This window comes from Shinella sp. 838 (assembly GCF_029623935.1).
In the GTDB taxonomy this organism is placed as follows: domain Bacteria; phylum Pseudomonadota; class Alphaproteobacteria; order Rhizobiales; family Rhizobiaceae; genus Shinella.
Genome location: NZ_JARSBQ010000001.1, coordinates 395,122 through 407,452 on the forward strand (window position 1 = coordinate 395,122; position 12,331 = coordinate 407,452).

The 12,331-nt window shown below is 63.2% G+C and carries 14 protein-coding genes and 1 other RNA gene; 10 read left to right on the forward strand and 5 right to left on the reverse strand.

All coding sequences use genetic code 11. From position 1 onward, the window contains the following. Positions 1–32 precede the first annotated feature (32 nt). Positions 33–2,015, reverse strand: a complete 1,983-nt coding sequence (gene tkt / locus P9A16_RS01820) for a transketolase (RefSeq protein ID WP_023514643.1) — start codon at positions 2,013–2,015, stop codon at positions 33–35. Positions 2,016–2,344: 329 nt separating this feature from the next. Between tkt and P9A16_RS01825 the strand changes: the two genes are divergently transcribed. The 4 genes from P9A16_RS01825 (at position 2,345) to P9A16_RS01840 (ending at position 3,670) form a co-directional block, all read left to right on the forward strand. Then, the gene (locus P9A16_RS01825; RefSeq protein ID WP_037408596.1) at positions 2,345–2,617 is read left to right on the forward strand and encodes a DUF4164 domain-containing protein; all 273 of its coding nucleotides are present in this window, start codon (positions 2,345–2,347) and stop codon (positions 2,615–2,617) included. 18 nt (positions 2,618–2,635) lie between these two features. Further along, complete coding sequence (locus tag P9A16_RS01830) at positions 2,636–3,007, forward strand: cell division protein ZapA (RefSeq protein WP_023514645.1); 372 nt, start codon at positions 2,636–2,638, stop codon at positions 3,005–3,007. 51 nt (positions 3,008–3,058) lie between these two features. Next, a non-coding RNA gene (gene ssrS / locus P9A16_RS01835) (6S RNA) lies at positions 3,059–3,217 on the forward strand. A gap of 195 nt (positions 3,218–3,412) precedes the next feature. Then, entirely contained in the window at positions 3,413–3,670 is a 258-nt protein-coding gene (locus P9A16_RS01840) for a hypothetical protein (RefSeq protein ID WP_024271175.1), read from the forward strand. A 296-nt stretch (positions 3,671–3,966) separates the two neighbouring features. On the opposite strand, the gene tal is transcribed toward P9A16_RS01840, so the two are convergent. Next, positions 3,967–4,929, reverse strand: coding sequence for a transaldolase (tal, locus tag P9A16_RS01845; protein WP_023512196.1), 963 nt, complete (start codon positions 4,927–4,929; stop codon positions 3,967–3,969). Between the two features lie 289 nt (positions 4,930–5,218). Between tal and P9A16_RS01850 the strand changes: the two genes are divergently transcribed. Continuing rightward, complete coding sequence (locus tag P9A16_RS01850; RefSeq protein WP_023512195.1) at positions 5,219–6,205, forward strand: sugar-binding transcriptional regulator; 987 nt, start codon at positions 5,219–5,221, stop codon at positions 6,203–6,205. 53 nt (positions 6,206–6,258) lie between these two features. On the opposite strand, the gene P9A16_RS01855 is transcribed toward P9A16_RS01850, so the two are convergent. Next, a complete protein-coding gene (locus P9A16_RS01855) occupies positions 6,259–6,480 on the reverse strand; it encodes an ATP-dependent transcriptional regulator (protein WP_023512194.1) in 222 nt (73 codons plus the stop codon). A gap of 193 nt (positions 6,481–6,673) precedes the next feature. Between P9A16_RS01855 and P9A16_RS01860 the strand changes: the two genes are divergently transcribed. Together P9A16_RS01860 and P9A16_RS01865 are read left to right on the forward strand one after the other, a co-directional pair. Then, positions 6,674–7,258, forward strand: a complete 585-nt coding sequence (locus P9A16_RS01860; protein ID WP_023512193.1) for a 5-formyltetrahydrofolate cyclo-ligase — start codon at positions 6,674–6,676, stop codon at positions 7,256–7,258. Between the two features lie 9 nt (positions 7,259–7,267). After that, complete coding sequence (locus tag P9A16_RS01865; RefSeq protein WP_023512192.1) at positions 7,268–8,092, forward strand: TIGR00282 family metallophosphoesterase; 825 nt, start codon at positions 7,268–7,270, stop codon at positions 8,090–8,092. Between the two features lie 20 nt (positions 8,093–8,112). Here P9A16_RS01865 and P9A16_RS01870 read toward each other — a convergent pair whose 3' ends face one another. Then, on the reverse strand, positions 8,113–8,649 hold the full coding sequence (locus P9A16_RS01870; RefSeq protein WP_023512191.1) for a pyridoxamine 5'-phosphate oxidase family protein: 537 nt from the start codon (positions 8,647–8,649) through the stop codon (positions 8,113–8,115). 165 nt (positions 8,650–8,814) lie between these two features. Between P9A16_RS01870 and P9A16_RS01875 the strand changes: the two genes are divergently transcribed. The 3 genes from P9A16_RS01875 to P9A16_RS01885 all read left to right on the forward strand — a co-directional run bounded on the left by P9A16_RS01875 (position 8,815) and on the right by P9A16_RS01885 (position 11,077). Further along, on the forward strand, positions 8,815–9,651 hold the full coding sequence (locus P9A16_RS01875) for an MBL fold metallo-hydrolase (RefSeq protein ID WP_023512190.1): 837 nt from the start codon (positions 8,815–8,817) through the stop codon (positions 9,649–9,651). A gap of 15 nt (positions 9,652–9,666) precedes the next feature. After that, a complete protein-coding gene (locus tag P9A16_RS01880) occupies positions 9,667–10,161 on the forward strand; it encodes a hypothetical protein (protein ID WP_023512189.1) in 495 nt (164 codons plus the stop codon). Between the two features lie 169 nt (positions 10,162–10,330). After that, the gene (locus tag P9A16_RS01885; RefSeq protein WP_023512188.1) at positions 10,331–11,077 is read left to right on the forward strand and encodes a YebC/PmpR family DNA-binding transcriptional regulator; all 747 of its coding nucleotides are present in this window, start codon (positions 10,331–10,333) and stop codon (positions 11,075–11,077) included. A gap of 178 nt (positions 11,078–11,255) precedes the next feature. Here the strand turns inward: P9A16_RS01885 and P9A16_RS01890 are convergent, their stop codons facing one another. Then, complete coding sequence (locus tag P9A16_RS01890) at positions 11,256–12,257, reverse strand: LLM class flavin-dependent oxidoreductase (protein ID WP_023512187.1); 1,002 nt, start codon at positions 12,255–12,257, stop codon at positions 11,256–11,258. Positions 12,258–12,331 lie beyond the last annotated feature (74 nt).

Genomic DNA, 12,331 nt, shown 5'->3' on the forward strand with positions numbered 1-12,331 from the left:
GGGGAGGGCGCGACAGGTCGCGCCCTACGCACTCAGGCGAGCTTGGCTTCCGCGGCGGCGACAACGGCCTCCGGCGTGATGCCGAAGTGCTTGTAAAGGTCCTTGTAGGGACCGGATGCGCCGAAGGAGGACATGCCGACGAAGAGGCCGTCCGAACCGATGAAGTGATCCCAGCCCTGGCGGATGCCGGCCTCGATGGCGATCTTGACCGGCGAATTGCCGATGACCGCCTGCTGGTAGGCTTCCGGCTGCTCGGCGAAGAGCTCGAAGCAGGGAACCGAGACGACGCGGGTCGAAACGCCCTTGGCCGACAGCGCCTGCTGCGCCTTGACCGCGATCTCGATTTCCGAGCCGGAGGCGAAGAGCGTCACCTGGGCATCGCTGGCCGAGACGAGATCGTAGGCGCCGCGGGCGCAGAGGTTTTCTTCCTCATACTCCAGACGGACCGGCATCAGGTTCTGGCGGGTCAGCGCGATGGCGGACGGGCGGTTGTGGCTTTCGAGGGCAAGCTGCCAGCACTCGGCCGTTTCCGTGGCATCGGCCGGGCGGAAGACGAGCAGGTTCGGGATGGCGCGCAGGGCCGCCATATGCTCGACCGGCTGGTGCGTCGGGCCGTCTTCGCCAAGGCCGATGGAATCGTGCGTCAGGACGTGGATGACGCGGATGCCCATCAGGGCGGCAAGGCGGATCGAGGGACGGCAGTAGTCCGAGAAGATCAGGAAGCCGCCGGAATACGGGATGAGGCCGCCATGCAGCGCCATGCCGTTCATGGCTGCCGCCATGCCGTGCTCGCGCACACCGTAGTGGATGTAGCGGCCGGAGAAGTCCGTCGGGGTGATCGACTTGGTCTGGCTCGTCTTGGTGTTGTTCGAGCCGGTGAGGTCGGCCGAGCCGCCGATCGTTTCGTTGAGAACGCCGTTGATGACCTCGAGCGCGTCTTCCGAAGCCTTTCGGGTCGCCGGGTTCGGCTTGGTTTCGGCAAGCTTCTTCTTGTAGGCGGAGATGGCCGAATCCAGGCTGCTCTCGAGATCGCCGGCAAAGCGGCGGACGAACTGTGCCTTCTTCTCGGCGTCCGTCTTTTCGAGGCGCGCGTCCCATTCCTTGTGGGTCTTGGCAGAGCGAAGGCCGGCAAGGCGCCAGGCGTCAAGCACGTCGGAAGGAACGACGAAGGCTTCCGATTCCCAGTTCAGTGCCTTGCGGGCGGCGGCGATTTCGTCCGCGCCGAGCGGCGAACCGTGCACCTTGTGCGTACCGGCCTTGTTCGGGGCGCCGAAGCCGATCGTCGTCTTGCAGGCGAGCATGGTCGGCTTGTCGGATTTCTGAGCCACTTCGATCGCCGCGGCGATCGCATCCGGATCATGACCGTCGACAGCGATCGTGTTCCAGCCGCTGGCGCGGAAGCGGGCGTGCTGGTCGGTCGAGTCGGCGATCGAGATCGGGCCGTCGATGGAGATGTTGTTGTCGTCCCAGAACACGATCAGCTTGTTCAGCTTCAGGTGGCCGGCGAGCGAGATTGCTTCCTGGCTGATCCCCTCCATGAGGCAGCCGTCACCTGCGAGAACGTAGGTATAGTGTTCGATGAGGTCGGAGCCGAACTCGTCGCGCAGCTTGCGCTCGGCAAGCGCCATGCCGACGGCATTGGCGATGCCCTGGCCGAGCGGACCGGTGGTCGTCTCGATGCCGGCGGCATGGCCGTATTCCGGGTGGCCGGCCGTCTTGGCGCCGAGCTGGCGGAAATTCTTGATCTCGTCGATCGTGATGTCCTCGTAGCCCGTCAAATAAAGCAGCGAGTAGAGGAGCATCGAGCCGTGGCCGGCCGACAGCACGAAACGGTCGCGGTTCGGCCAGGACGGGGTCTTCGGATCGAAGGAGAGAAAGCGGGTGAAAAGAACCGTTGCGATGTCTGCTGCGCCCATAGGCAGGCCGGGGTGACCCGAGTTCGCCTTTTCCACGGCATCCATGGAAAGGAAGCGAATTGCGTTCGCCATCCGGTCGTGTTTTTCGCGAGAGATCATGACTGTTCCGTATTCTTCGGGGTGTCAGGGCCGGTGCCGTTTCCGGCATCGGTTAGGAAGCGGGTGACACATAGCAGGTAAGCCGTCGGAGTCAACGAATTCGGCGGTTTTTCCGGCCTTTGCGGGGGGATTCCGGCGGCTTTTTTGCCGCGGCAACGGGGCTGTATCGGGCACCTTGCGCAACCCGCCGCGATGCTGATCCACAGCGGCTTTCCCGCCGCGATGGCCGTGCTGTTGACGCTCGTGCCCGCAGTTGAATACTGTCAATGGGAGAGAACCGGCGCTGGCGGCGGCGATTCGTGTTTTTTGAGAGTGCCGGTGAAGGCTTTATGACGAACGGGGAAACAGTCAGAGCGGCGATCGAGGAGCTTCGCAGAGCGATACTCAGCCTCGACAATGCGCTCGACATGCGCTTCGACCGCGAACGCGACCATGGAGAGGTCGAAGGCGAGGTGCGGCGTGTCAATGCCGATCGCTCGCGGCTCGCCCAGGAGCTCGACCAGTCCGAATTCCGTGCAAACCGCCTGGAGGAGGTCAACCGCGAGGTCTCCCGGCGGCTCGTCACGGCCATGGAAACCATCCGGGCCGTGCTCGATCGATAATCAGTCAGGAAATCCCGCATGGCACAGGTAACCGTACAGATCGATGGCAAGGCCTATCGCATGGCCTGCGAAGAGGGCCAGGAGGCGCATCTTGAAGAGCTCGCCTCCGGCTTCGATCAGTATGTCGGGCACCTGAAGAGCCAGTTCGGCGAGATCGGCGACCTGCGCCTGACCGTCATGGCCGGTATCATGGTCATGGACGAGCTCAACGACGTCAAGCGCCGGCTGAGCAAGCTGGAAGCGGAGACGGAGGATCTGCGCAAGGGGCGAGAAGGCGTGATGAGCGAGGTCTCGCGCAGCGAAGACGCCATCGCCCAGGCGCTCGGCGAACTGACGAGCCAGATCCAGGGCATGGCGGCCAAACTCTCAGGCAAGCCGCCGGTCAACTGAACCTAAACAATTGCCACTGGCGAAGCGGCCGCTTTGCGCCTATATAGCGGAGGCGATCTGCGCTTCCCGACAGGAACCACAATCCCTGGGGCCATACTCGATCCAAAGGGAGCTGTCCCTGACCCGGCCCGTGGGCTTGGTCACACGGTGCCCACCTACGTTTGTAGGCACCCAGGATCGTAAATCTCCATCGGTCGTCGTGGATCGCACTTTTTATTTTACATTTCAGTCATTTCTGCTGAATGCATGGCTTTCGCCATGAGATATGCATGATTTCCGGGGGACGCTTAGCCGCGTGCCCGCTATCGATTGTTGAAATTGAAAACCTTCCTGGATCTTCGGCTAGGCGCTCCTTAAATTTTCGCTGTAATCCGTGATCAAAACGACAATCATGGATTGATCACGATGAACGAGGAGCGTCCTTTAACAGATCGTGCTGTTTGGTTGTTTGTCGCAATCGCGATGGCTGGCGGGATGTTCGCAGCGGGTCTCGCGATACGCGCCTTCGTGTCGGGCAGGATAGCGCTTAAACACTCGGTCGTGACTGAGATTGATAAGCCGTTCTTCTTTTACTTGCTGACGGCGCTTTTGGGCCTGCTCGCGATGTGGATGCTTGGCGAAGGCATACGGATTGCCATCAAGCATTTGCGTGAGCGCCGTTGAACGTCGGGTGGACGAATTGAGGATTATTCAGGCGCTGTATTTTGTCATCGGACTCCTCGTGTTTTACACGGCGTCCGCGGCCGGCTTTTACAAGTACGGCGTCCCTGTAGGCCTTCTGTTTATAGCGGGAGCGGTTGGATTGAACATTCTCCGCGCGCGAAGGCGGGGATGACAGCCGGCACTTCAGGTCCCTGTCTCCTTCTCGCGAAGTTTTTTGCGTTTATGTTTACGAGATGAGATTCATACAAAAGGCCGCCTCAAGGGCGGCCTTCGTACTTGGTGTCTGTGGCAAGCCTTTACGCCGCCGCTTTCAGTTCCTTGTCGATCATGGCGCGGAGGCTCCCGAGATCCTTGGCGAAGGCGCGGATGCCTTCGGAGAGCTTTTCGGTGGCCATGGCGTCTTCGTTCAGCATCCAGCGGAAGGCCTTTTCGTCGAGCTTGATCGGCGAAACCTTGGCGACCTTTTCCGGCGAGAGCTTGCGCTCCAGCGTGCCTTCGGCCGCATCGAGTTCCTCGAGCAGGGCCGGGCTGATCGTCAGGCGGTCGCAGCCGGCCAGGGCTTCGATCTCGCCGGTGTTGCGGAAGGAGGCGCCCATGACGATCGTGTCGATGCCGTTCGACTTGTAGTAGTCGTAGATGGCGCGGACCGAGAGAACGCCCGGATCTTCTTCCGCCGTGAAGGTCTTGCCGGATGCCTTGACGTGCCAGTCGAGGATGCGGCCGACGAAGGGCGAGATGAGGAAGACGCCGGCATCGGCGCAGGCGATGGCCTGGGCCTTGTTGAAGAGCAGCGTCAGGTTGCAGTCGATACCGTCCTTCTGGAGGACTTCCGCGGCGCGGATGCCTTCCCAGGTGGAGGCGAGCTTGATGAGGATGCGGTCGCGGGCGATGCCGCGTGCCTCGTAGGCCTTGATGATCTCGCGGCCCTTGGCGATGGAGGCTTCGGTGTCGAACGAGAGATCGGCGTCGACTTCCGTCGAGACGCGGCCGGGCACGAGTTCGGCAAGGGCTGCGCCGACGGAGATGGCGAGACGATCGGCCACGGCCGAGACGACGCCCTCGCGGTTGCCGCCCTGCGACTGGCCCCAGCGGATGGCCTCCGCGACGGTGTCGGCAAACATGGGCGTGCCGAGCGCCTTCAGGACGATCGTGGGGTTGGTGGTGCAATCGACCGGCTTCAGGCGGCGCACGGCTTCGATGTCGCCGGTATCTGCCACGACGGTCGTCATCGCGCGGAGTTGTTCAAGCTTGGACGTCATATCCGATATCCCGAATGGTTGTTGCTGGGCCGCGTTCGGCTCGAACGCCAGGCCCTCCTCCATGTTCCCTGTGAAAGCGCGCCCGGCAACTGTGCTTCCTGTTTCAGTCACCGCGCGGGCTGGCACAACCAATCTGCCGACGGAGTGCCGCCAGCCGATATGAGGCGGACTATCATCGTTTCCTCGGGAAAAAGTCAAGCACTTTTGATCAATCTTCTGAACATATGTCGCATTTTTTGTTTCCCGTGTTATGGTGCGCCCAGACATTGCAGACAAGGATGGAGGCGACGTGGCAAGGCTCCGGCGCGACACACACACGGCCTATTCGGAATCGGCGGCACTGCGCCTCCGGGCGGCCTGGCTCTATTACAACCAGGGCCTCACCCAGAAGGATGTGGCGGAAAAGATCGGCGTCAGCCGCACCACGGTCATCCGCATGCTGGATGAAGCGCTGAAGCGCTCGGAGGTGCAGATCTGGATCAACGAGGGTGTTGCCGATTGCGTCGAGCTCGCCGTGCGGCTGGAGAAGGCCTATGGGCTCGACGAGGCGGTGGTGGTGCCGGCGGCCGACAGCGCGGAGGCGACGGCCAAGGGCGTCGGTCTTGCGCTCGGCCAGTTCCTGACGGAGGCGATTCCGGATGATTGCACCGTCGGCGTCGGCTGGGGGCGCACGCTCACCGCCTCGCTCGCCAGTTTTCGCCCGGTGCGGCGGGAGCGGGTGAAGGTCGTCTCGCTGCTCGGCGGCGTCGTCGAGGCGCACCACATCAACCCGATCGAATATACTTGGCGGCTTGCCAGCCAGCTCGGGGCGGAATGCTACCTGTTCCTGGCGCCGCTGCTCGTTGATTCGCGGGAAACCAAGCGCAGCCTCATTGAGAAATGCGGCCTGAAGACGTTGTTCGAACTGGCGGAGAACATGGATATCGCGGTTGTCAGTTGCGGCGACATCGGCCCACGTTCCAGTTCGCTCTCGCGAGATTTCATTGCCCGGCACGAGCTGGAAGAGCTGATCGCGGCCGGCTGCGTCTGCGATACGATGTGCAATTTCCTCGATGCGGAGGGCCACACGATCGACCATCCGATCCGCCATCGGGTCATGTCGATCGATCTCGACACGGTGAAGAAAGCGCGCCACATCGTGCTCGTCTCGGGCGGGGCGCACCGCGCCCCGGCGATCCGTGCCACCATCCGCCGCGTCGGCTGCAACACGCTGATAACGGACGAGGGCGCGGCGCTTGCCATGCTGCGGCTGGCAGAGGCCTCTGCCGCCGCCTAGAGCATTGCCAGCCGAAGCGGGATCGGCTCGGCGTCGGACAAAGCGGAAATGCTCTAGATCAGCCTGAGGCGGGCGGCACGGGTGATCGCGCCCGTGATGTTGCGGGCGCCGAGCTTTTCGATCGCGCTGTGCATGGCGTCCGTCACGCGCGCCATGGCGATGTCGGTTTCGAGCACGATATCGGCCGGCGTCCTGCCGTTGGCGGCAAGTTCGAGGCACCGCTTTTCGATCTCGGTCAGCTCGGGGAGGGGGGAAAGATCATTTTCCGATGACATGCGCCCCGCTTAACCGCTGAAGCCTGCTGCCGAAAGCACAAGCTGTTCCAATGCTTAACGGGCCGGGGCGGTTTTTTACCTCTTTGTCCCGTTGCGGCACAGATTCTGCGACCTCCCGTCGTCGCAACGGGATGGGGATTTGCCTTCCGGCGCTGCTAGCTGATAAGCCACGGCAGCACGGCTGGAGACGACAGTGACACCCAAGGAACACAAGGCGGCGATCCGCAACGAGCGACTGGCGCTGCGCGATGGAATGGCGCCCGAAGCGCGCATCGAAGGCAGTCTCGCCATGGCGGAGCTTGCGGGCGACCGTATCGAGTTTGAACCCGGCACGGTCATCTCGGGCTTCTGGCCGATCCGCTCGGAGGCCGATATCCGCCCGCTGATGGCGCATCTTCGCACGCGCGGGGCGCGGCTTTGCCTACCCGTCGTGCTCGACCGGGAGACGATCATCTTCCGGGAGCTGGTCGTCGGTGCGCCCGTCATCAAGACCGGATTCGGCACGATCGGGCCGGGCCCGGAGGCGGCGGCACTGGATCCCGATATCCTTCTCGTGCCGCTCTCCGCCTTCGATCGGGCAGGCCACCGCATCGGCTATGGCGCCGGCCACTACGACCGGGCCATTGATCGCCTCAAGGCAAAAGGCCGTGTGCCGAGACTGATCGGCATTGCTTTCGATTGCCAGGAAGTGGCATCAGTACCCGCGGAGCCGCATGACGTCGCGCTGGACGCGATCCTCACCGAAAGCGGCCTTCGTTTGTTCCAACAGGTTTCGTAAGGTTCTTCGATGCGTTTTCTCTTTCTCGGCGACATGGTGGGCAAGACCGGGCGGACGGCCGTCTGGCAGCGCCTGCCGGGGCTGATCAGCGATCTCAAGCTGGATTTCGTGGTCGTCAACGGGGAGAACGCGGCGGGCGGCTTTGGCATCACGGAAGACATCTTCCTTGAGACGATCAACGCCGGCGCCGACGTGGTGACGACCGGCAACCACGTCTGGGACCAGAAGGAGGCGGTGACCTTCGCCAGCCGGCACGACCAGTTCCTGCGCCCCGCCAACTACCCCGCCGGCACGCCCGGCCGCGGCGCGAACCTCTTCATCGCGCGGAACGGCGCGCGCGTGCTGGTCGCCAACATCATGGGCCGGGTCTTCATGCACCCCGAACTCGACGACCCCTTCACCGCCGGCGAGACGATCCTCGCCTCCTGCCCGCTCGGCGAGCAGGCCGATGCCGTGATCTTCGATTTCCATGCGGAGGCGACCAGCGAGAAGCAGTGCTTTGGCCACTTCGTCGATGGTCGTGCCAGCGTCGTCGTCGGCACGCACACCCATGTGCCGACCGCCGATTGCCAGATCCTCAATGGCGGCACCGGCTATATGTCGGATGCCGGCATGTGCGGCGACTACGATTCCTCCCTCGGCATGGAGAAGGAGGAGCCGCTCAACCGCTTCATCTCCAAAATGCCGAAAGGCCGCTTCGAGGCGGCGTCCGGCCCGGCGACCATCTGCGGCCTGGCGGTCGAGATTTCCGACCGCACCGGCCTTGCCGAAAAGATCGCCCCGCTTCGCCTCGGCCCGCGCCTTGCCGAAACGCTGCCGGATTTCTGGGCCTGATCTCGAACGCCGGCCGAGTCTCAGATCATGTGGCGCAGGTGATCGGCCGAGCCGTTTGAAAAGTTGAGATGCGCCTTCACGCCGACGTCGGGTTCCTCGTCGGGGTTGAAGTTGGCCTTGGCGATTTCCCAGCCGAATTTCAGCTTGCTGCCGGTCGAGGCCCAGACTTCCGCGTCCTCGATTTCCAGCGCCAGCAGGGTGAGTTTCGGATCGTTCTTGCCGTGGTCGAACCACGCCTCGACGACGGAACTCCAGTATTCGTCGATCTTGATGGGATCCTTGCGTACGGAAATCCGGCCTGCGAGGCAGGCATGGTAGTCGTGGTCCTTGCCGACGACGCAGAAATGGGCGCGCGTGCCGGGCGAAATGGCCTCGACGATCTCGGCGTCGGTCTTGGTGAAGAACCAGATCGTCGCGCTCTGGCGGTCGAGCTGCGGGGCCATCGGCTGCATGTGCATATGGCTGCCGTCGACGCCCAGCATGCCGGCATGGATCCTGTCGATCTCGTCGAAAAGCTGTTCCTTCGGGTTCTCGCGTGCCTTGGTGAGGTTGGACATGGCTGCTCCTCGCAATCGTTGGATTGATGGATGGAGAACGTGAGGCGGCGTGCAAGGTTCCGCGCGAGATGGCTCAACGGATTGTGATCGGCCGGCCGGCCGCGCAATCTCGACCCGCCCGCCTCGCGGGCGCATAGTCGCGCCGACCAATGAACGGAGCCGCCGATGCCGCATCTCCTGCTCATTCCGTTGATCCTCGCCGCCGCCGCGGTTTTTGCCGCTCCGCGGGTTTCACTCGCGCAGGCGGAAGCGCCCGTCAGCCAGTGCCAGATGATCGCGCGCTCGTTGCCCTCCGTCACCTTTGCCAGCTTTTCGGGCGGCGCGGCCCTCAAGGTGCAGGCCAAGGCGAACGAGGAGGTGCGCATCACCTATGTCGGCCACTCGACCTTCTTCATCGAGACGCCGGCCGGCGTGAAGATCGCGACGGACTATAACGGCTGGTACAAGCCGCCGGCGCTGCCGACCGTGGTCACGATGAACAAGGCCCATTCCAGCCACTACACGCTGACCCCGGAGCCGGGCATCGAATATGTACTGCACGGCTGGCTCGATGGTTCGGAAAAGGGGGCCGATCATGACGTCGTGGCGGGAGATACCTATATCCGCAACGTGCCGACGGATATCCGCGGCTGGGGCGGGGCGATGGAGCCGAACGGTAATTCCATCTTCATCTTCGAGGTGGCGGGCCTGTGCATCGGCCATCTCGGCCACCTGCACCACGAATTGACCGAGAAACAATATGCCGAAATCGGCCGGCTCGACGTGCTGATGGTGCCAGTCGATGGCGGGCTGACCATGGGGGCCGAGAGCATGAGCCGTGTCGTGCAGCGCCTGCGCTCGGCGCTGATCCTGCCGATGCATCGCCGTGGGCCGCCGATCAGCCAGTTCCTTTCCATGTTCGGCGAGGGCTTTGATGCCGTGACCGATGACGACGCGACGATCACGGTTTCGATCCGCAACTTGCCCAAGCGGCCGACGATTCATATTCTCTCCGGCGTCTGATGCCCGGAGCTTTTCATGCGTTTCCTTCTTGCCGTGCCCGCCGTCCTGCTTTCCTCCGCTCTTGCCTTCGCAAGCAGCGCGCCGACGCCGGGTGGCCCCGGTGCGGAGTCCGGCCAGCCGCGGGAGATCGTCACCCCGCCGGTTGAAAAGCTTCCGACGCGCTCTTTCGGCGTCGCCGAAAGTTTCGTCATGCCCTCAGGCAATATCGGCTGCATCTACATTCCCGAGGGCGGCACGGAGACCTATCAGCCGGCCGATGGCGGTCCCGAACTCTCCTGCGACCGCGTGGAGCCGAAATATGTGCGCGCAACGCTTGGTCGAAGTGGCAAGGCGGTGGTGCTTACCAATGTAGGCGACCAGGGATGTTGCGGCGGCGACAGGACCATCGCCTATGGTGAAACATGGTCGGCCGGCCCCTTTACCTGCTATTCGGAGCGCACGGGGCTGACCTGCGAGCGCACGGATGGCCACTCCTTCCTGTTGAGCCGGGCACGTCTGCGTGCCGACTGATGCGGGCCACCGCTTTGTTTGCGGGACTGCTGGACGTGCGCCAGCAATGAAATTATAAGGCGGCATTCCGAAAATCGGGGCGGCAGGGCGACGCTTTACCGCGGCGACACGCCCCGCACACCGCCGGCGACCAAAGAAACGGGCGCCGAACAGATGAGACAGGGGTGCCATGGCTGGCCATTCACAGTTCAAGAATATCATGCACCGCAAGGGTCGGCAGGATGCCGTGCGGTCGAAAATGTTCTCCAAGCTTGCCCGTGAAATCACGGTCGCGGCAAAGACGGGTCTGCCTGACCCGTCGATGAACGCCCGCCTGCGCCTGGCGATCCAGAACGCCAAGGCGCAGTCCATGCCGAAGGACAATATCGAGCGCGCCGTCAAGAAGGCCTCCGGCGCGGATAGCGAGAACTACGAGGAAGTCCGCTACGAGGGTTACGGCCCGGGCGGCGTTGCCGTCATCGTCGAGGCGCTGACCGACAACCGCAACCGCACCGCTTCCTCCGTCCGTTCGACCTTTTCCAAGGCCGGCGGGGCGCTCGGCGAAACCGGTTCGGTCTCCTTCTCTTTCGACCGCGTCGGTGAGATCACCTACAAGCTCTCGGTCGGCGATGCCGACGCCGTCATGGAAGCTGCCATCGAGGCCGGCGCCGAGGATGTGACGACCGACGAGGACGGCCACACGATCATCTGCGGTTTCGAGGATATCGGCGACGTTTCCAAGGCGCTGGAAGACAAGCTCGGCGAAGCCGAGACGGTCAAGGCGATCTGGAAGGCCCAGAACACCGTGCCGGTCGATGAGGAAAAGGCGCAGTCGCTGATGAAGCTGATCGACACGCTGGAAGACGATGACGACGTGCAGAACGTCTATTCGAACTTCGAGGTTTCCGACGAAGTGATGGCCAAGCTTTCGGCCTGATCGACGACGCCAGTGAAAAAGGCCGGGCGCCGCAGGGGCCCGGCTTTTTGTTTGTCGGTAAACCTGCCCGCCCGCCTTTGTCACTCTCGGTTTTGGGCCGAGGAGCCATGATGCGGAAGAGACGGGGCGGATTTGCCGGCAGCCTGAAGGCCGGGGCGCTTCAAGGTGGCTTTTTCCGCTATGCCGCTTCCGCCAGCGCCTGTTGTGCCCGGGCAAACAGCCGCACGGAATTCAGCCGGGCCTCCATGTCATGGATCGGCATCGAGACGATCAGTTCGTCGGCCTTGGTGATCGACAGGAAGTCGGCGATGCGGCGCTTGATCTTTTCCGGTCCGCCGACGACGGCATATTGCAGCGTGTGCTCGACATTGATGCGCTCGTTCTCGCTCCAGTGCGGATCCATGTCGTCGACCGGTGCCGGGAAGGCGCCGGGCGTGCCGCGGCGCAGGCGCACGAAGGACTGCTGCATCGAGGTGAAGAGATAGTCCGCCTCCGCATCCGTATCGGCCGCAGCACCCATCACGCCCACCATGGCATGGGGTTTGTCCAAGTACTGCGAAGGCTCGAAGCGGTCGCGATAGATTTCCAGCGCCGTCAGCAGCATGTCCGGTGCGAAATGCGAGGCGAAGGCGAAGGGCAGGCCCAGCATGCCTGCGAGATGCGCCGAGTAGTGGCTGGAGCCAAGCAGCCAGACCGGCACGTTGCTTCCCGCACCAGGAATGGCGATGATCTTCTGCTCGGGGCTGACAGGCCCCATCAGCTGCATCAGTTCGACGACGTCCTGCGGGAAATTGTTGGCGGCGCTGTCGAGATTGCGGCGCAGCGCCTGCGCGGTGCGCATGTCGGTGCCCGGCGCGCGGCCGAGGCCGAGATCGATCCGGTCGGGAAAAAGCGCGGCAAGCGTGCCGAACTGCTCGGCGATGACGAGCGGTGAATGGTTCGGCAGCATGATGCCGCCGGAGCCGACGCGGATTTTCTCCGTGCCCGCCGCGACGTGCTGGATGACGAGCGAGGTGGCGGCGCTGGCAATGCCACGCATGCCGTGGTGTTCGGCGAGCCAGAAGCGCTTGTAACCGAGTGCCTCGGCTTCCTGCGCAAGGCGCCGGGAATTTTCGAGCGACTGGGCGACGGTGCCGCCTTCGATGACCGGGGAAAGATCGAGGATGGAGAAGGGCACCATGGCCGCGGCCTCTTTGTGAGCAGATTTGATTGTGCTCCCATGTAGGTTCAGTTTCGTGAAATCCAAGCGATGGG

Bases quoted from the DNA above. Each gene is read 5' to 3' on its own strand.
- P9A16_RS01875 (WP_023512190.1), top strand. From the start codon at position 8,815: ATGCCGCATCTCCTGCTCATTCCGTTGATCCTCGCCGCCGCCGCGGTT.
- P9A16_RS01855 (WP_023512194.1), bottom strand. From the start codon at position 6,480: ATGTCATCGGAAAATGATCTTTCCCCCCTCCCCGAGCTGACCGAGATC.
- P9A16_RS01870 (WP_023512191.1), bottom strand. From the start codon at position 8,649: ATGTCCAACCTCACCAAGGCACGCGAGAACCCGAAGGAACAGCTTTTC.
- P9A16_RS01890 (WP_023512187.1), bottom strand. From the start codon at position 12,257: ATGGTGCCCTTCTCCATCCTCGATCTTTCCCCGGTCATCGAAGGCGGC.
- P9A16_RS01825 (WP_037408596.1), top strand. From the start codon at position 2,345: ATGACGAACGGGGAAACAGTCAGAGCGGCGATCGAGGAGCTTCGCAGA.
- P9A16_RS01840 (WP_024271175.1), top strand. From the start codon at position 3,413: ATGAACGAGGAGCGTCCTTTAACAGATCGTGCTGTTTGGTTGTTTGTC.
- P9A16_RS01885 (WP_023512188.1), top strand. From the start codon at position 10,331: ATGGCTGGCCATTCACAGTTCAAGAATATCATGCACCGCAAGGGTCGG.
- tkt (WP_023514643.1), bottom strand. From the start codon at position 2,015: ATGATCTCTCGCGAAAAACACGACCGGATGGCGAACGCAATTCGCTTC.
- P9A16_RS01865 (WP_023512192.1), top strand. From the start codon at position 7,268: ATGCGTTTTCTCTTTCTCGGCGACATGGTGGGCAAGACCGGGCGGACG.
- P9A16_RS01880 (WP_023512189.1), top strand. From the start codon at position 9,667: ATGCGTTTCCTTCTTGCCGTGCCCGCCGTCCTGCTTTCCTCCGCTCTT.
- P9A16_RS01830 (WP_023514645.1), top strand. From the start codon at position 2,636: ATGGCACAGGTAACCGTACAGATCGATGGCAAGGCCTATCGCATGGCC.
- tal (WP_023512196.1), bottom strand. From the start codon at position 4,929: ATGACGTCCAAGCTTGAACAACTCCGCGCGATGACGACCGTCGTGGCA.